The organism is Kluyvera sp. 142486 (assembly GCF_046569695.1).
GTDB lineage: Bacteria > Pseudomonadota > Gammaproteobacteria > Enterobacterales > Enterobacteriaceae > Kluyvera.
Genome location: NZ_JBKHUI010000005.1, coordinates 36,890 through 55,083 on the forward strand (window position 1 = coordinate 36,890; position 18,194 = coordinate 55,083).

The window sequence follows — 18,194 nt, forward strand, 5'->3', positions numbered from 1 at the left end:
GAAAAAAGTTTGGATTCGTCCGCAGGCTATTGACAGAATAATCGAGGCTTCGCTTCACGCCTTCGGGCACGCTACCGCCCTTGGCTCATAGCTACCAATTCACCTAAAAATCATATTGTTATATGGGTTTCATCCACACTGAAAATAAGAGTGGAGAATATTCCTGGATATATAATGCAGAGACTTTTATTCCCGCATGACTATTTCATGACGTACATCAATGGCTATTCCATTCAGTACCGGAAGAATTGTTGCAGCTAAGCGAATATCAGGCAAGGTTAGCCCCGCTTAAAAAATAATTTTAAGAATAAGATTAAGATCAATATCGTATGACTTTTTAGGATTTTCTTTATGTTGACAGATAAAATTACGCACCACCGAAAAATATATTATCAACAATAAACCCATGGCCATTTTTCGCTATTATTTCCTGTTGTATATTGGTTTTTTACCGTGAGAAATCGCAGCCAGACGTTGCAATTTGCCGTCGCTTTATCCATGATCAAATCGTCATATAACATAAGGTTTTAACCAACGTATGGAATGGATTGCCGATCCGTCTATTTGGGCGGGGCTCGTGACGCTGGTCGTCATCGAGCTGGTTCTCGGAATTGATAATCTGGTGTTTATCGCCATCCTCGCCGAAAAACTGCCGCCAGCTCAGCGCGACCGCGCGCGCGTCACCGGGCTGATTCTGGCGATGCTGATGCGCCTGCTGCTGCTGGCCTCTATCTCATGGCTGGTCACTCTGACCAAACCGCTATTTAGCATCCGCGACTTCACCTTTAGCGCCCGCGACCTGATTATGCTGGTCGGCGGCTTCTTCCTGCTGTTTAAAGCCACGGTAGAGCTGAACGAGCGGCTGGAGGGGAAAGATAGCGACAACCCGACGCAGCGCCGCGGCGCGCGTTTCTGGGGCGTTGTCGCGCAAATCGTGGTGCTGGATGCGGTCTTCTCGCTTGACTCGGTGATCACCGCCGTCGGCATGGTTGACCATCTGGCGGTAATGATGGCTGCGGTCATTATTGCTATCAGCCTGATGCTGCTGGCCAGCCGGGCGCTGACCCGCTTTGTAAACAGCCACCCGACGATTGTTATTCTGTGTCTGAGCTTCCTGCTGATGATTGGCTTTAGCCTGGTGGCGGAAGGTTTCGGCCTCGTCATTCCGAAAGGTTATCTGTACGCCGCCATCGGCTTCTCGGTAATGATCGAGTTCTTAAATCAACTGGCTATCTTTAACCGTCGCCGCTTCCTCACCGCCAACCAGTCGCTGCGTAGCCGCACCACCGAGGCGGTGATGCGTCTGCTGAGCGGTCAAAAAGAGGATGCCGAGCTTGATGCGGGTACCGCTTCACTGCTGGTAGACCAGAGCGACCAGCAAATCTTCGACCCGCAGGAGCGGCGGATGATTGAGCGCGTGCTGAACCTCAACCAGCGTACGGTAAGCAGCATCATGACTTCACGTCATGATATTGAGCACATCGACCTGAGCGCGCCGGAAAGCGAAGTCCGTGCGCTGCTGGAGAAAAACCAGCATACCCGTCTGGTGGTTACCGGCGGTGATGATGAAGAGGATTTGCTCGGCGTTGTACACGTCATCGACCTGCTGCAACAATCGCTACGCGGCGAGCCGCTGGATCTGCGGGTGTTAATCCGCCAGCCGCTAGTGTTCCCGGAAGCGCTGCCGCTGCTGTCGGCGCTGGAGCAGTTCCGCAACGCCCGTACCCACTTCGCTTTTGTGGTGGATGAGTTTGGTTCGGTGGAAGGGATTGTGACGCTCAGCGACGTAACGGAAACCATCGCCGGCAACCTGCCTAACGAAGCGGAAGAGATTGATGCCCGCCACGACATTCAGAAGAACGCCGACGGCACCTGGACCGCTAACGGGCATATGCCGCTGGAAGATTTGGTGCAGTACATACCACTGCCGCTGGACGAGAAGCGTGAATATCACACCATCGCCGGGCTGCTGATGGAGCACCTGCAGCGTATTCCGAAAGCCGGTGAAGAGGTGCAGATTGGCCCATGGACGCTCAAAACCCTGAAGGTTGCGAGCCACCGGGTACTGAAAGTGCAGATTATCCCGCCGCCGAAGGATGATGAGTGGGATTACGAGGTGTAGTGAGGGACTGAGTGCAAGTTGTAGCCCGGCCAAGCGAAGCGCCGCCGGGTTTTGTATTACAGGCCCAATAAGACAGACCTGCGCACATTACCGGATGGCGGCTACGCCTTATCCGGCCTACTTATTCAACAGCTTCTGTGCGTCTTTGCCGGCCTGGGTGTTTTTATTGCGCTCGGCCCAATCATTCAGCCGCCGCTTCGCTTCGTTTTGCAACTGACGACGCAGGATCTGATCAACCTGCAGACTGTAATTCAGCGCTGACCATTTGCCGTAAACCCGCAGCGGAATCGCGGTACGCTTGAGCATATCCACCAGCTTGCCCTCGCCCTGCCATCCATCAGTCACCTGAATAGCAAACTGCATATCGCCCTCTTCTTTCACCAGATCCAGTGCGCCTTTGCCGGTTAATGACATCAGCGATGACGAGCCGTTCATGTTGTCGAGGGTCAGAATGCCGCTGTCGAGATCGATATCGGCGGTGAGCTTATCGAGGCGCGTCGCGCTGTCGTCGTTTTCCTGAGCACGCACGTTGGTGCTGCGTTCAACCGCCTGCTGCACCAGTTGCTGGAAGTTGAGCCCTTCGGTACGGGTATCACGCATCTCGATGGATGCCTGCCCCTGCCAGTCGCGACGGAAATGGTTGGCATCTACCACCGAGCCGGAGAAATCCCCCGCCAGCGACATTTTACCTGCCATGTCTATCGGGTAGTTAAAGGCTTTCAGCAGACTGCCTATCTCGAGGTTATCGATCTTCGGCTGGAACTCAGCTTTCGGTGCGCCGTTACGGGCGTCTACCGTCCCCGGCAACGAGAGCGTCCCGCCGTCGAGTTTTCCTTCCAGTTGGGCGATGTGCAGCAACCCGCGCTGGTTATCAGCCTGAATCCGCACGTCAGTAAACGGCATTTCGCGCCAAACCACCTGCTTTGCCGTCATCGCCAGCGTGCCATCAAAGCTGTTCAGCCCGCTGTACGGCACCACCTTCACGCCATTGGCGATAACCGGACGTGGCTGTTTTGACGTCGCCTGCGCCTTTTGGACTTCACCGCCGCCGCTCGGCAAAATATCCGAATGCAGCAGCAGGTTATCAAGATTGAGCTTTTCGGACTGCAGATCCAGCGCCCAGACAGGGTGATCGTCAAGAATTACGCTGCCAGCACCACTCAATGAACTGTCGTTTGCCGTCAGGTTAAGGGCGCTAAAGCTGAGCTTCTTCGCCTCCTCCTGCCAGCTGGCGTTCAGGCTACCGTTTCCGCTGATGCCCTGCGCGGGAAGATCTGCGCCCTGGAGCTGCCAGCTAAGCTGCGACAGCTGCGCATCCAGGCGATGCGGGTAGTCCGCAGCCTGAACCTGAGCGGAAAAACTGAGGGTTAAATCGCGCTGGTCGCGGTTGAGGCGACCGGAGAAATCGACTTCTGCCTGATGGTTGGCATCCTGTTCCATCTGCAGACGAATATCGCGTACCGTTACCTGCTCGTCGTCTTCATGCTGGAAGACCAGCACGCTATCCACGACCTGCAGTGCCGCAATATCAAAGGACCAGCCGCTGTTGCCCGGTTCCTGCGGCAGCGATGTGCCTTTCGGCGCTACCGGGGCGTTTTGCGCCCGTTCGGCTTCGGTTTGCGGCGTTAGCTGAATCACCGCGCCTTTAAGCATCACCTGCTTCACCTGAAGCTGATGCGAAAGCAGCGGCATCAGCGCCACGTCAAGACGCATATTGTCAGCCCGCACCAGCGGCGCACTGGCCCCCGGCGCGGTTAAGGTCATACGACCCGAGAGGATGCTCAGACGCGGCCAGACGTGCCAGCGCAACGAGCCATCAAGCTGGAGCTGATAACCACTACGTGCTTCAACCTGTTTCACCATATAGCTGCGGAAATCATTGGGATTCACCAGCAGCACCAGCGATGACAGTCCAGCGACCAGCACCACCAGCAGGATCATCAGCGTCGTCAATATTCGTCTCATGGCACCCTCATCAGGTTCGCGGCGGATCAGTCTTTATCAATACGACTGGCGACCGCACCCTGCTGATCGCGATATTTCGCATCTTCACGGCGATTGTACGGGCGATCGGCCGGGCCAGACAGCGGCTCAAAGCTCAGCGCGCCGATTAACATCCCTGGACGCAGCGCCAGAGGCAGTTTGCCTGAATTATAGAACTCCAGCACGATACAGCCGGACCAGCCTGGATCGATACGGTGGGCCGTCACGTGTACCATCAGCCCCAGACGCGCCAGCGAGGAACGCCCGTCGAGCCAGCCAACCAGATCTGCCGGCAGCGTCACCGACTCCAGCGTCACCGCCAGCGCCAGCTCACCCGGGTGCAGATAGAAAGCATCGCCCTCAGGCAGCACAATCTCTTCGCTCATGACGCGATCCAGCGCCGCGCTGACTTCCGCCTTCGGCCCGCTTAAATCAATATAGGCCGCCGTATGACCGCTGAAGGTACGAAATTTGTTACCTAAACGCACGTCAACCGTCGCGCCGTTGATACGCTCAATCGGCGGACGCGGGTTAATCGACAGTCGGCCGTCATCCAGCCAGGCTTCTATGTCTCGGTCGCACAGACGCATATCACTCTCCTTTATGTACTACCTGCCCTCTTCCGGCATGGTTGAGGGCTATTAATGCACGTTACACAATTCGCGTGAGTTATTCAAAAAACTGGCTAATTTTCGCTTTCAGAATGTCGATAGCGATGCGGTTTTTACCCCCACGCGGCACGATGATGTCGGCGTACTGCTTGGACGGCTCGATAAACTGCAGGAACATTGGACGCACGGTTTTCTGATACTGAGCCATTACGGAGTCCATCGAACGTCCGCGCTCATTAACATCACGCTTAATACGGCGCATCAGGCAAATATCCAGCGGGGTATCAACGAAAATAGAGAAGTTCATCTCTTCACGCAGGCGCGCATCCGTCAGCAGCAGGATACCTTCAAGGATGATCACTTTTTTCGGTTCGATGTGGATCGTTTCCTTGGTACGGGTGTGCTCGACGTAACTGTAAACCGGCAGTTCAATGGCGGTGCCGCGCTTTAAGGTCTGCAAATGCTGGAACAGCAGACTGTGGTCCATCGCGTTAGGATGGTCGTAATTGGTTTTTACCCGATCTTCCATGGACAGGTGACTTTGGTCTTTGTAATAGCTATCTTCAGGGATAACACCGATATGCTCATCACCAACCTGCTCGCGTAATTCGCGATACAGCGTACTAGCAATAAGACTTTTACCTGAAGCCGATGCGCCGGCGATGCCTACAATGACGCACTGATGAGACTTATCAGTCATAAATTTTGCGACCCGATTAACCTGGATGATAGGAAGGACGGCACGGACAGACAATATTATTCAAGAGGTGAAGTTCTGAATAATCAGGTGTACCCGCGCCAAACGCGGCAATTATAGGGATTTCATAGCGACGATACCAGTCGTATGCATCGATTGGCGGCGACAATCGGTGAAACGCTGCCGAGGCACGTTCCGGCGCAAGTCGTTATTCACGAAGCGAATATTACACTTGTGATCAATTGCCGATTATTGTCAATAAGTGTCACCGAACCGATAAAAGGCGCGTAAGTTGGTGCATAATCAGCGGTAATGTCAGCAAGGCCGGAGCGTGTCGCTCCGGATAATCGTGGTAATGAAGAAAGAAAAACAGTACATCCCCATCGCCCTGACCTCACCGTTTCGTACGGCGCAACTCCTGTTCGCCCTCGGGCTCCTGACGTTCCTGTTCACGCTCTACTCCTTCGCGCTGATGCATCATCCAGGCGATCTTTCGCCGGTATGGTTCCCGACGGCGGTCATGATGGCGGGATTCTATCGCTTTAAGCCTACCCTGTGGCCCGGTATTGGGCTGGCGGGCGCGCTGGGAATTATCGCTGCGACGAGCCTGTACTCCCCATCGGCGGTGACGCTTACTTATCCGGCGATTAACATTCTGGAGGCGCTGGTCGGCGCGCTGTTGCTACGTCGCTGGCTGGCGCTCGAAAACCCACTGCAAAATCTGGTGGACTGGACCCGCATGGCGATCGCCTGCGCGCTGGTGCCAGCGTTGCTCGGGGGGATGCTGGTCGCCAGCCTCTCTCCCGGCGCCAACACGCTGCAAACGCTGGTAGTCTGGGTACTTGCCGAAGCCACCGGTGCGCTGGCTGTGGTACCGATTGGCCTGCTGCTGAAAGCGCGATTTTTCACGCGCTACCACAATACCGCGCTGCTGTTCTCTACGCTGCTGACCGCTGTGCTTACCCTGGCGTTAAGCATGACGTCGATGCTCTATCTGCCGTGGCCGTTCACCTTCATCATGGTGCTGCTGATGTGGAGCGCCGTACGCCTGCCGCGCTTAGAAGCATTTATGATTTCCCTGCTGACCATTATGGTCGTGCTGATGCTGACCTCACTGCACCCGCTGGTTCAGCATATGATTGAGAACACCCTCAATAGCTATCGCCTGCAAAATATGCCCGGGCTGCCGTTCCTGATGGTGCTGCTGCCGGCCGGTGTGATGAGCATCGCCATGTATGCCGTGCACAATGAACGCCGGCATATTGCCGAGAGCGAAACCCGCTTTCGTAACGCGATGGAGTATTCCGCCATCGGCATGGCGCTGGTCGATACCTACGGGCAGTGGCTGCAGGTCAACAAATCGCTGAGCGCCTTCCTCGGCTACAGCCAGGACGAGCTTCATCAGATGACCTTCCAGCAGGTGACCTGGCCAGAAGATTTAGCCACCGATTTGGCCCAGCTCGATCGGCTGAATCGCGGGGAAGTTGACAGCTATTCGCTGGAGAAACGCTACTGCACCAAGCAGGGCGAGGTGGTCTGGGCGCTGCTCGCCGTCTCGGTCGTGCGCAATAACGACGGCACCCCGCTCTATTTTATTAAGCAAGTCGAAGACATCAACTCGCTGAAAAAAAGCCGCGAAGCGAATAAAGCGCTGATGGCGGAGCTCACCCAGGCCAACGAGGCGCTATTCCAGGAAAAAGAGCGTCTGCATATCACCCTCGACTCCATTCATGATGCGGTCATCAGCACCGACAATAAGCAGAACATTATTTTCATGAATCCGGTCGCTGAAAAAATGTGCGGCTGGAAGCAGTCAGAAGCGCAGGGGAAGCCATTGCTCACCGTACTGCGTATTACCGAGGGGCCAGGTGGAGAGATACTGGAAACCCTCAGCGCGCAAGCGGGTCCCGAAAGCGACGCCGAGTACGACAACAGCCTGAAAAACCGCTATGGCGACAGCTTTGATATCCACTACAGCATGACGCCGCTAAAAACCCTTGAGGGGGAGCATATCGGCTTCGTACTGGTCATTCAGGATGTTACCGAATCGCGCAAACTGCTGCGCCAGCTTAGCTACAGCGCGACCCACGATGCGTTGACCGGGCTGCCCAATCGCTCAAGTTTTGAAAGCCAGCTTAAAGGGCTACTGAAAGCGCTGCCGGGCAGCCATCAGTCGCATGCGCTGATTATGCTCGACCTTGATTTCTTTAAGGCGGTCAACGACAGCGCAGGCCATGCGGCAGGCGATGCGCTACTGCACGAAATCGCCGCGCTGATGCGCTCAATGCTGCGCCCCAGCGATATTCTGGCGCGCCTCGGCGGCGATGAGTTCGGTTTTATTCTGCGCCACTGCTCCACCGAGCAGGCGGTGAGCGCCACCGAGCGCGTCGTCGAGGCGATTAATCACTACGAATTTATCTGGGCAGGCCGCCTGCACCGAGTGGGCGCCAGCGCCGGGTTAACGCTGGTACATGAGCACAACGCTAAACTAGCCGAACTACTGGTACAGGCCGATGCCGCCTGCTACGACTCGAAAAATAACGGGCGCGGTAGAGTCACGGTCTACACACCGGTGATTCATGTCGGCGACCAATCATCCGTATGCCAGATATGCAATAACGCGTAAGAGCGCCAGGGCTGCCAGCGCTCGGCGTAAACGCGAATTTGCGCGGGCGTCATTCCCGGGAAACGCTGTTTGATCAAATAATCATCCGGCAGAAAAATGTCCTTCGCCTGCCAGGCACGCAGCGCGAAGTAGTTTGCCGTCCAGCGGCCAATACCGGGAAACTGCTGTAGCGTTTTTAGCGCCAGGGGGACATCCTCAGGTAGCGCTTGTGGCAACTCGCCGTTGACCGTCGCTTGGGCGAAATAGATAAGCGCCTCCGCCCGCTTTAACGGCATTCCCAGCGCTTTCAGCGCCAGCGGGTCGCCCGCCGCCAGACGCTCGGCGGTAGGAAACAGGAAAAAGCCCTCCTCCTCGGCCAGCGGCTCACCATAGAGCGCCACCACGCTGCCGGTCAGCTTCGCCGCCATCTTTACACTCACAAGCTGGCCGAGAATCGCCCTTATTCCCTGTTCAAATGCTTCAAGCGCTCCCGGCAGGCGCAGCCCCGGTCTAGCGGCGGCAAGGTCTCCCAGCGCATGCTGAATCTGCTGCGGACAGCAGCGCAGGTCCAGCAGCTTTTCCACACCTGCCAGCGCCCGGTCGGCAACCGGTAAAAGCCCAGCGGAGAGCGTGACGCAAAGCCGGTTGCGCGCCGCGTCCGGCGTCATAGTGATCAGCCCGTGATGTTCGCCACAGCGCCAACTGCGGGTGTAGCTACCGTCGTCAAAACGTTCAATGCCGCTGACGGCACGCGCCTGCAAAAAGCCAAACATCCATTGCCAGTCGTATGGCGGTAACCACGGCAGCTCAAACATCGTTGCTCCTTAGGCACATAGCAATACGTCGAGCGTCATAGCATAGCGGGTAATCGCCCCGGTGACCTTGCTTTCATATTCCAGTTGCCGCCTTCGCGACATTCCGCTAAAGTCGCCCCCCTTTCTTCACTGGCATGGGGATGATTGTCGTGTTTATTGGTTTTGACTACGGGACGGCGAACTGTTCTATCGCCGTGATGCAGGATGGCGCTCCGCGCATGCTGACGATGGAAAACGGCAGTACGCTGCTGCCTTCAATGCTTGCGGCCCCAACGCGCGAAGCGGTGAGCGAGTGGCTTTACCGCCACCATCAGGTGCCTGCCACCGGCGATGAAGCGCAGGCGCTGCTGCGTCGGGCGATGAACTTCAACCGCGAAGAAGATATCGAGGTACTGAGCAATAGCGTGCAGTTTGGCCTCGCGTCGCTCAAACAGTACATCGCCGATCCGGAAGAGGTCTATTTTGTTAAATCGCCGAAATCGTTCCTCGGCGCCAGCGGCCTGAAGCCGCAGCAGGTCGCAGTGTTCGAAGACCTGGTCTGCTCAATGATGCTGCATATTCGCCAGCAGACGCAAGCGCAGCTCACGGATAATCTCGACCAGGCTGTTATCGGACGCCCGATTAACTTCCAGGGCCTCGGTGGCGACGACGCTAACGCCCAGGCGGTCGGCATCCTTGAACGTGCGGCAAAGCGCGCGGGCTTCCGTGAGGTGGTGTTCCAGTATGAACCGGTTGCCGCGGGTCTGGATTTTGAAGCCACGCTGAACGAAGAAAAACGCGTGCTGGTGGTCGATATCGGTGGCGGTACCACCGACTGCTCGGTGCTACTGATGGGGCCGCAGTGGCGCACCCGTCACGACCGTGAACAGAGTCTGCTGGGCCACAGCGGTTGCCGCGTCGGTGGTAACGACCTCGATATCGCGTTGGCTTTCAAGAGCCTGATGCCGCTGCTCGGCATGGGCGGTGACACCGAAAAAGGCATCGCCCTGCCGATTCTGCCGTGGTGGAACGCGGTGGCTATCAACGACGTTCCGGCGCAAACCGATTTCTACAGCGCCGCCAATGGGCGCATGCTCCGCGACCTGGCGCGCGATGCCCGCGACGCCGAGAAAGTGTCTCTGCTGTATAAAGTGTGGCAGCAGCGCCTGAGCTACCGTCTGGTGCGCAGCGCCGAAGAGAGCAAAATCGCGCTGTCCGAAACCGCGCAGATTGATACCTCTTTGCCGTTTATCAGCGACGAACTGGCGACCGCCATCAGCCAGGACGGTCTGGAGGCGGCGCTGAACCAGCCGCTGACGCGCATCCTCGAGCAGGTGCAACTGGCGCTGGAAAACAGCAGCGAAAAACCGGACGTTATCTATTTAACCGGCGGTAGCGCGCGCTCACCGCTGATTAAGAAAGCGCTGGCGCAGCAGTTGCCCGGCATTCCGATTGCCGGCGGCGATGATTTTGGCTCAGTAACCGCCGGTCTGGCCCGCTGGGCGCAGGTGGTTTTCGCCTGATATATCGCCGTTGACTTCGCTGTTTTTTCGACCTATCGTAAAGGAGTTAGGGTAAGGGAGGATTGCTCCTCCCTCTGGTGTCTTAGTAAGCCGGTAAGCTGAACACTAAGAGTATCACCAGTATGATGACTAACTTCATCATAACCCTTTCCTTATATAAGGCCCCTTCGTCAGGAGGGGCTTTCCTGTTTTAGCGCCCTGCTAAACGCCGCTGACGGTAGCACGCGTCGGCATTCCACGCAGTTTCGTCCCCAGAGTTTGCGAGCCTACTCGTAAAGCCGTTCAGGATTCGGACGATTCCTTCCGTCTTTCATATTTCCTCCATTTTTTCTGAGCGTTCCGTAACTAAACTAGTATCATTTCGTGAAATGATTCAGGGCGAGAAACGGATAACAATGAAAGGCATTCATAACCATCGCTGGCGTATTGCGCTGGCCGTGCTGGTAGCGATCGCAGTCGCGTTCGGTATCTGGCACTTCAGCGGCAATTCTGATACCTCGGGTTCCACCGCCGCGAAACCGGCGGGCGCGCCTGCCGCTGGCGGTCGTCACGGCGGTCGCTTTGGCGGCACGCTGGCACCGGTTCAGGCCGCTACCGCTACCAGCGAAGCGGTACCTCGCTATCTGAGCGGGCTGGGAACCATTACCGCCGCCAATACCGTCACCGTCCGCAGCCGCGTTGACGGCCAGCTGATGGCGATTCACTTCCAGGAAGGGCAGCAGGTGAAAGCCGGTGACCTGCTGGCAGAAATTGACCCAAGCCAGTTCAAAGTCGCCCTCGCCCAGGCGCAGGGGCAACTGGCAAAAGACAAAGCGACTCTTGCCAACGCGCGTCGCGATTTGTCCCGCTATCAGCAGCTGGTCAAAACTAATCTGGTCTCCCGCCAGGAGCTGGACACCCAGCAGTCGCTGGTCAGTGAAACCGAAGGCACGATCAAGGCCGATGAAGCCGCCGTCGCCAGCGCCCAGTTGCAGCTTGACTGGAGCCGTATCACCGCGCCTATCGATGGTCGCGTGGGCTTAAAACAGGTTGATATCGGCAACCAGATCTCCAGCGGCGATACCACCGGTATCGTCGTTCTGACCCAGACTCACCCCATCGACCTGGTCTTCACCCTGCCGGAAAATGATATTGCTACCGTGGTTGCCGCACAGAAAGCGGGCAAAAATCTGGTGGTTGAAGCCTGGGACCGCACCAACAAGCAGAAACTGAGCAACGGTACGCTGCTAAGCCTTGATAACCAGATTGATGCCACCACCGGCACCATCAAACTCAAAGCGCGCTTTAACAACCAAGACGACGCGCTGTTCCCGAACCAGTTCGTTAACGCCCGCATGCTGGTCGATACCCAGCAGAATGCGGTGGTTATCCCAACCGCGGCACTGCAGATGGGCAACGACGGTCACTTTGTCTGGGTGCTGAACAGCGACAATAAAGTCAGCAAACACACCGTAGTGCCGGGTATTCAGGACAGCCAGAAAGTGGTGATTGATGCCGGGCTTTCCGCCGGTGACCGCGTGGTGACTGACGGGATCGACCGCTTAACCGAAGGGGCCAAAGTGGAAGTCGTCACCGCCCACGATGCCACCACCTCCGGAACGGAAAAACCGGCGGCGGCTGAAGGCCATGCCGCCGGCCATAAAGGAGCGCGCGGCTGATGCAAGTTTTACCGCCGAGCAACACGGGCGGCCCGTCCCGCCTGTTTATTATGCGCCCTGTCGCCACCACGCTGCTGATGGTGGCTATTCTGCTGGCCGGGATCATCGGCTACCGTTTTCTGCCCGTCTCCGCGCTGCCGGAGGTGGACTATCCAACGATTCAGGTGGTCACGCTCTATCCGGGTACCAGCCCGGACGTGGTGACCTCAGCGATTACCGCGCCGCTTGAACGCCAGTTCGGGCAGATGTCCGGGCTGAAGCAGATGTCCTCGCAAAGCTCCGGCGGCGCATCGGTCGTCACCCTCCAGTTCCAGCTCACGCTGCCGCTGGACGTTGCCGAGCAGGAAGTGCAGGCCGCGATTAACGCCGCCACCAACCTGCTGCCAAACGATCTGCCTAACCCACCGGTCTACAGCAAGGTTAACCCGGCGGACCCGCCGATCATGACCCTTGCCGTCACTTCCACCGCCACGCCGATGACCGAAGTGGAAGATATGGTGGAAACTCGCGTGGCGCAGAAAATTTCGCAAGTCTCCGGCGTCGGTCTGGTAACGCTGGCGGGGGGCCAGCGCCCGGCCGTGCGCGTGAAGCTGAACGCTCAGGCGATTGCTGCCCTTGGGCTGACCAGCGAAGATATTCGCACCGCCATTACTAACGCCAACGTCAACTCGGCAAAAGGTAGCCTCGACGGCCCGGCTCGCGCGGTAACACTCTCAGCAAACGACCAGATGCAGTCGGCGCAGGAGTACCGGGCGCTGATTATCGCCTACAAAAACGGCGCGCCGATTCGCTTAGGCGACGTGGCAACCGTGGAACAAGGGGCAGAGAACACCTGGCTTGGCGCATGGGCCAATAAAAAACAGGCCATCGTGATGAACGTGCAGCGCCAGCCGGGCGCCAACATCATCTCCACGGCGGACAGCATCCGCCAGATGCTGCCGCAGCTTACCGAAAGCCTGCCGAAATCGGTCAAGGTTGAGGTACTTTCCGACCGTACCACCAACATCCGCGCCTCAGTCTCCGACACTCAATTCGAGCTGATGCTGGCGATTGCGCTGGTGGTGATGATCATCTACCTGTTCCTGCGTAACGTCCCGGCAACGATTATTCCCGGCGTCGCCGTCCCGCTGTCGCTGGTGGGTACCTTCGCGGTGATGGTGTTTCTTGATTTCTCCATCAACAACCTGACGCTGATGGCGCTCACCATCGCCACCGGCTTCGTGGTGGATGACGCCATCGTGGTGATTGAGAACATCTCGCGCTATATCGAAAAAGGCGAGAAGCCGATGACCGCGGCGCTGAAAGGCGCGGGCGAGATTGGCTTTACCATTATCTCCCTCACCTTCTCGCTGATTGCGGTGCTGATCCCGCTGCTGTTTATGGGCGATATCGTGGGCCGCCTGTTCCGCGAGTTCGCCGTCACCCTGGCGGTGGCGATACTGATATCCGCGGTAGTGTCATTAACGCTGACGCCGATGATGTGCGCGCGCATGCTCAGCCACGAATCGCTGCGCAAACAGAACCGCTTCTCCCGCGCCAGCGAGCGCTTCTTTGACCGGGTGATTGCCGGTTACGGGCACCTGCTGGCCCGCGTGCTGAACCATCCGTGGTTAACCCTGAGCGTGGCGCTCGGTACGCTGGCGCTGTCGGTGATTCTGTGGGTGACCATTCCGAAAGGCTTCTTCCCGACTCAGGATAACGGCATTATTCAGGGCACCTTACAGGCACCGCAGTCGGTCTCCTTTGCCAGCATGGCGCAGCGCCAGCAGGCAGTGGCCGATGCCATTCTGAAAGACCCGGCGGTCGAAAGCCTGACCTCATTCGTCGGCGTGGACGGCACCAACCCAGCGCTCAACAGCGCCCGTTTGCAGATTAACCTCAAGCCGCTGAGTGAACGTGACGATCGCGTGCAGGCAGTGATAAGCCGTCTCCAGCAGTCGGTTGACCGTATTCCGGGTATCCAGCTCTATCTGCAACCCACGCAGGACCTGACCATCGATACCACCGTCAGCCGCACACAGTATCAGTTCACCCTACAAGCCAACTCGCTCGATGCGCTAAGCCAATGGGTACCGCAACTGATGGAGCAACTCCAGGCGCTGCCGCAGCTCTCGGATGTCAGCAGCGACTGGCAGGACAAAGGGCTGGTGGCCTACGTTAACGTCGACCGCGATAGCGCCAGCCGCCTGGGTATTTCAATGGCCGACGTCGATAACGCGCTGTACAACGCCTTTGGTCAGCGTCTTATCTCCACCATTTACACCCAGGCCAACCAGTATCGCGTAGTGCTGGAACACGACACCCGTGAAACACCGGGGCTGGCGGCGCTCAACAATATTCGCCTGACCAGCAGCGACGGCGGCATCGTACCATTAACCGCGATTGCCAAAGTGGAGCAGCGCTTTGCGCCGCTGTCGATTAACCACCTTGACCAGTTCCCGGTAACGACAATTTCGTTCAACGTGCCGGATAAATACTCGCTTGGTGATGCGGTACAGTCGATTCTGGATACCGAGAAAACGCTGAACTTCCCGTCGGATATTCGTACCGAATTCCAGGGCAGCACCCTCGCCTTCCAGTCGGCACTCAGCAGCACTATCTGGCTGGTGGTCGCGGCGGTGGTGGCGATGTATATCGTGCTCGGCGTGCTCTATGAGAGCTTTATTCACCCGATAACCATTCTGTCGACCCTGCCAACCGCGGGCGTCGGTGCGCTGCTGGCGCTGATGATTGCCGGTAACGAACTGGATGTGATCGCCATCATCGGCATCATCCTGTTGATTGGTATCGTGAAGAAGAACGCGATCATGATGATCGACTTTGCGCTCGCCGCCGAGCGCGAACAGGGTATGCCGCCGCGCGAGGCGATTTATCAGGCCTGCCTGCTGCGCTTCCGCCCGATTCTGATGACCACGCTGGCGGCCCTGCTGGGGGCGCTGCCGTTGATGCTCAGTACCGGCGTTGGCGCGGAGCTGCGACGCCCGTTGGGGATCGGCATGGTCGGCGGCCTGCTGGTTAGCCAGGTGCTGACGCTATTCACCACCCCGGTTATCTACCTGCTGTTTGACCGACTGTCGCTGTACCTGAAAAGCCGGTTCCCGCGTCGTGAAGAGGAAGCGTAAGTGAAATTTTTTGCGCTCTTTATCTCTCGCCCGGTGGCAACGATTTTAATTTCGCTCGCCATTACGCTGTGCGGGGTCCTCGGATTCCGCCTGCTGCCGGTTGCCCCGCTGCCGCAGGTTGATTTCCCGGTGATTATGATCAGCGCTTCGCTACCGGGCGCTTCGCCGGAAACCATGGCGTCGTCCGTGGCAACGCCGCTGGAACGATCGCTCGGGCGCATTGCGGGGGTCAACGAGATGACCTCGAGCAGTTCGCTTGGCAGTACGCGCATCATTCTCGAATTTAACTTCGACCGCGATATCAACGGCGCGGCGCGTGACGTACAGGCGGCGATTAACGCCGCACAGAACCTGCTGCCCAGCGGTATGCCGAGTCGCCCGACCTACCGTAAAGCCAACCCGTCAGACGCGCCGATTATGATCCTGACGCTGACTTCTGACACCTATTCCCAGGGAGAACTGTACGACTTCGCCTCTACCCAGCTGGCGCAGAGCATTTCGCAGATTGACGGCGTGGGCGACGTCGACGTAGGCGGCAGCTCCCTGCCCGCGGTGCGCGTTGATCTCAACCCGCAGGCGCTGTTTAACCAGGGCGTGTCGCTGGATGCGGTGCGCACCGCCATCAGCAACGCTAACGTGCGCAAACCGCAGGGGGCGATTGACGACACCACCCACCGCTGGCAGCTCCAGACTAACGATGAGCTGAAAAAAGCGGCGGAGTACCAGCCGCTGATCGTTCACTACAACAACGGCGGCGCGGTGCGTCTCGGCGATGTCGCCACCGTAACCGACTCGGTGCAGGACGTGCGCAACGCCGGGATGACCAACGCCAAACCGGCGATTTTGCTGATGATCCGCAAGCTGCCGGAAGCCAATATTATCGACACGGTGGACCGCATCCGTGCGGAACTGCCGGAGCTGCAACAGACCATTCCAGCGGCGATTGACCTGCAAATTGCCCAGGACCGCTCGCCAACCATTCGTGCCTCGCTGGAGGAAGTTGAGCAGACGCTAGTGATTTCCGTCGCGCTGGTGATTCTGGTGGTCTTCCTGTTCCTGCGTTCCGGCCGCGCGACGCTGATCCCCGCCGTGGCGGTGCCGGTGTCGCTGATTGGTACTTTTGCCGCTATGTATCTGTGCGGCTTTAGCCTCAATAACCTATCGCTGATGGCTCTGACTATCGCCACCGGCTTTGTGGTCGATGATGCCATCGTGGTGCTGGAAAATATCTCACGCCATATTGAGGCCGGGATGAAACCGATGCAGGCGGCGCTTCAGGGTAGCCGCGAAGTGGGCTTTACCGTACTGTCGATGAGCGTCTCACTGGTAGCGGTATTCCTGCCGCTGCTGCTGATGGGCGGCCTGCCGGGCAGGCTGCTGCGGGAGTTTGCCGTCACGCTGTCGGTGGCTATCGCTATTTCGCTCGCCGTCTCACTCACCCTCACGCCGATGATGTGCGGCTGGATGCTGAAATCTAACCGTCGACATTCGCCAACCCGCAACAAGGGGTTCGGACGCGTGCTGGTCGCTATGCAGCAGGGCTACGGTAAATCGCTGAAATGGGTACTGGGGCACGCGAAGCTGGTCGGCGTGGTGTTTCTCGCCACCATTGCGCTTAATATCTGGCTGTACATCACGGTGCCGAAAACCTTCTTCCCGGAGCAGGATACCGGGGTGCTGATGGGTGGCATTCAGGCTGACCAGAGCATCTCGTTCCAGGCGATGCGCGGCAAGCTGCAGGACTTTATGAAGATCATCCGTGAAGACCCGGCGGTGGATAACGTCACCGGCTTTACCGGCGGCTCACGCGTTAACAGCGGCATGATGTTTATCACCCTGAAAGCGCGCAACGTGCGTAATGAATCGGCGCAGCAGGTTATCGACCGACTGCGTAAAAAACTCGCCAAAGAGCCGGGGGCGAATCTGTTCCTGATGGCGGTGCAGGACATCCGCGTCGGCGGCCGTCAGTCTAACGCCAGCTATCAGTACACGCTGCTGTCTGATGACCTTAGCGCATTGCGCGAATGGGAACCCAAAATCCGTAAAGCGCTCGCCGCGCTGCCGGAACTTGCCGACGTCAACTCAGACCAGCAGGACAACGGCGCGGAGATGGACCTTATCTATGACCGTGAGACCATGTCACGGCTGGGGATCAGCGTCGAAGCAGCCAACAGCCTGCTGAATAACGCCTTTGGTCAGCGCCAGATCTCCACCATCTACCAACCGCTGAACCAGTATAAGGTGGTGATGGAGGTGGACCCGGTTTATACCCAGGACGTCAGCGCGCTGGACAAAATGTTTGTGATTAACAGCGAAGGCAAGGCCATTCCGCTGTCCTACTTCGCCAAATGGCAGCCGGCCAACGCGCCGTTGTCGGTGAACCATCAGGGGCTATCGGCGGCATCCACCGTCTCCTTCAACCTGCCGACCGGTAAATCGCTGTCGGAAGCGAGCGATGCCATCACGCGGACCATGACCCAGCTCGGCGTACCAAACACCGTGCGCGGATCGTTCGCTGGCACCGCGCAGGTCTTCCAGCAGACAATGAACTCGCAGGTGATCCTGATCATTGCTGCAATTGCTACGGTCTATATTGTGCTGGGGATCCTGTATGAGAGCTATGTTCACCCGCTGACCATCCTCTCTACGCTGCCATCTGCGGGCGTCGGGGCGCTGCTGGCGCTGGAGCTATTCGATGCCCCATTCAGCCTAATCGCCCTTATCGGGATCATGCTATTAATTGGCATTGTGAAGAAAAACGCCATCATGATGGTCGACTTCGCCCTTGAAGCGCAGCGTAACGGCAACCTGGCCCCGGAAGAGGCGATATTTCAGGCCTGTTTGCTGCGTTTTCGTCCGATTATGATGACCACGCTGGCAGCGCTGTTTGGCGCACTCCCGCTGGTGCTCTCCGGGGGCGATGGCTCGGAACTGCGTCAACCGCTGGGGATTACCATTGTAGGGGGGCTGGTGATGAGCCAGCTGTTAACTCTCTACACCACTCCAGTGGTCTATCTGTTCTTCGATCGTCTGCGTCTGCGTTTTTCACGTCAACCCCGACAATCGGTAACTGAATAAC

11 protein-coding genes are annotated in these 18,194 nt (G+C 57.7%); 6 read left to right on the forward strand and 5 right to left on the reverse strand.

The features are described 5' to 3' along the window. Positions 1-538 precede the first annotated feature (538 nt). Complete coding sequence (locus tag ACLGE8_RS07515) at positions 539-2,122, forward strand: TerC family protein (RefSeq protein ID WP_410997611.1); 1,584 nt, start codon at positions 539-541, stop codon at positions 2,120-2,122. A 117-nt stretch (positions 2,123-2,239) separates the two neighbouring features. Here the strand turns inward: ACLGE8_RS07515 and asmA are convergent, their stop codons facing one another. The 3 genes from asmA to udk form a co-directional block, all read right to left on the reverse strand. Continuing rightward, on the reverse strand, positions 2,240-4,087 hold the full coding sequence (gene asmA, locus ACLGE8_RS07520; RefSeq protein WP_410997613.1) for an outer membrane assembly protein AsmA: 1,848 nt from the start codon (positions 4,085-4,087) through the stop codon (positions 2,240-2,242). A gap of 26 nt (positions 4,088-4,113) precedes the next feature. After that, positions 4,114-4,695 (reverse strand): dCTP deaminase, encoded by a 582-nt coding sequence (dcd, locus tag ACLGE8_RS07525; protein WP_185666975.1) that lies wholly within the window; start codon positions 4,693-4,695, stop codon positions 4,114-4,116. Positions 4,696-4,774: 79 nt separating this feature from the next. Continuing rightward, a complete protein-coding gene (gene udk / locus ACLGE8_RS07530; RefSeq protein WP_410997614.1) occupies positions 4,775-5,416 on the reverse strand; it encodes a uridine kinase in 642 nt (213 codons plus the stop codon). Between the two features lie 352 nt (positions 5,417-5,768). Here udk and ACLGE8_RS07535 point away from each other — a divergent pair, with 352 nt between their 5' ends. Next, positions 5,769-8,039, forward strand: a complete 2,271-nt coding sequence (locus ACLGE8_RS07535; RefSeq protein ID WP_410997615.1) for a PAS domain S-box protein — start codon at positions 5,769-5,771, stop codon at positions 8,037-8,039. Here ACLGE8_RS07535 and alkA read toward each other — a convergent pair. Then, complete coding sequence (alkA, locus tag ACLGE8_RS07540; RefSeq protein WP_410997616.1) at positions 7,991-8,833, reverse strand: DNA-3-methyladenine glycosylase 2; 843 nt, start codon at positions 8,831-8,833, stop codon at positions 7,991-7,993. The two genes, ACLGE8_RS07535 and alkA, sit on opposite strands and share 49 nt — an antisense overlap. A gap of 149 nt (positions 8,834-8,982) precedes the next feature. On the opposite strand from alkA, the gene yegD reads away from it, so the two are divergent. Further along, the gene (gene yegD, locus ACLGE8_RS07545) at positions 8,983-10,335 is read left to right on the forward strand and encodes a molecular chaperone (protein WP_410997850.1); all 1,353 of its coding nucleotides are present in this window, start codon (positions 8,983-8,985) and stop codon (positions 10,333-10,335) included. An 82-nt stretch (positions 10,336-10,417) separates the two neighbouring features. Here the strand turns inward: yegD and ACLGE8_RS07550 are convergent, their stop codons facing one another. Beyond that, positions 10,418-10,477 (reverse strand): type I toxin-antitoxin system Ibs family toxin, encoded by a 60-nt coding sequence (locus tag ACLGE8_RS07550; RefSeq protein WP_185667046.1) that lies wholly within the window; start codon positions 10,475-10,477, stop codon positions 10,418-10,420. Between the two features lie 253 nt (positions 10,478-10,730). Here ACLGE8_RS07550 and ACLGE8_RS07555 point away from each other — a divergent pair, with 253 nt between their 5' ends. Genes ACLGE8_RS07555 through mdtC form a run of 3 tightly spaced genes read left to right on the forward strand, consistent with a single transcriptional unit; the run spans position 10,731 to position 18,193 of the window. After that, entirely contained in the window at positions 10,731-11,993 is a 1,263-nt protein-coding gene (locus tag ACLGE8_RS07555) for an MdtA/MuxA family multidrug efflux RND transporter periplasmic adaptor subunit (RefSeq protein WP_410997617.1), read from the forward strand. After that, positions 11,993-15,115 (forward strand): MdtB/MuxB family multidrug efflux RND transporter permease subunit, encoded by a 3,123-nt coding sequence (locus ACLGE8_RS07560; protein WP_410997618.1) that lies wholly within the window; start codon positions 11,993-11,995, stop codon positions 15,113-15,115. The genes ACLGE8_RS07555 and ACLGE8_RS07560 overlap by 1 nt, the downstream gene beginning before the upstream one ends. Next, positions 15,116-18,193 (forward strand): multidrug efflux RND transporter permease subunit MdtC, encoded by a 3,078-nt coding sequence (mdtC, locus tag ACLGE8_RS07565; RefSeq protein WP_410997619.1) that lies wholly within the window; start codon positions 15,116-15,118, stop codon positions 18,191-18,193. Position 18,194 lies beyond the last annotated feature (1 nt).

What these genes read in the sequence shown, in the direction of transcription:
- ACLGE8_RS07515 (WP_410997611.1), top strand. Translation starts at nt 539, where the DNA reads ATGGAATGGATTGCCGATCCGTCTATTTGGGCGGGGCTCGTGACGCTG.
- asmA (WP_410997613.1), bottom strand. Translation starts at nt 4,087, where the DNA reads ATGAGACGAATATTGACGACGCTGATGATCCTGCTGGTGGTGCTGGTC.
- dcd (WP_185666975.1), bottom strand. Translation starts at nt 4,695, where the DNA reads ATGCGTCTGTGCGACCGAGACATAGAAGCCTGGCTGGATGACGGCCGA.
- udk (WP_410997614.1), bottom strand. Translation starts at nt 5,416, where the DNA reads ATGACTGATAAGTCTCATCAGTGCGTCATTGTAGGCATCGCCGGCGCA.
- ACLGE8_RS07535 (WP_410997615.1), top strand. Translation starts at nt 5,769, where the DNA reads ATGAAGAAAGAAAAACAGTACATCCCCATCGCCCTGACCTCACCGTTT.
- alkA (WP_410997616.1), bottom strand. Translation starts at nt 8,833, where the DNA reads ATGTTTGAGCTGCCGTGGTTACCGCCATACGACTGGCAATGGATGTTT.
- ACLGE8_RS07555 (WP_410997617.1), top strand. Translation starts at nt 10,731, where the DNA reads ATGAAAGGCATTCATAACCATCGCTGGCGTATTGCGCTGGCCGTGCTG.
- ACLGE8_RS07560 (WP_410997618.1), top strand. Translation starts at nt 11,993, where the DNA reads ATGCAAGTTTTACCGCCGAGCAACACGGGCGGCCCGTCCCGCCTGTTT.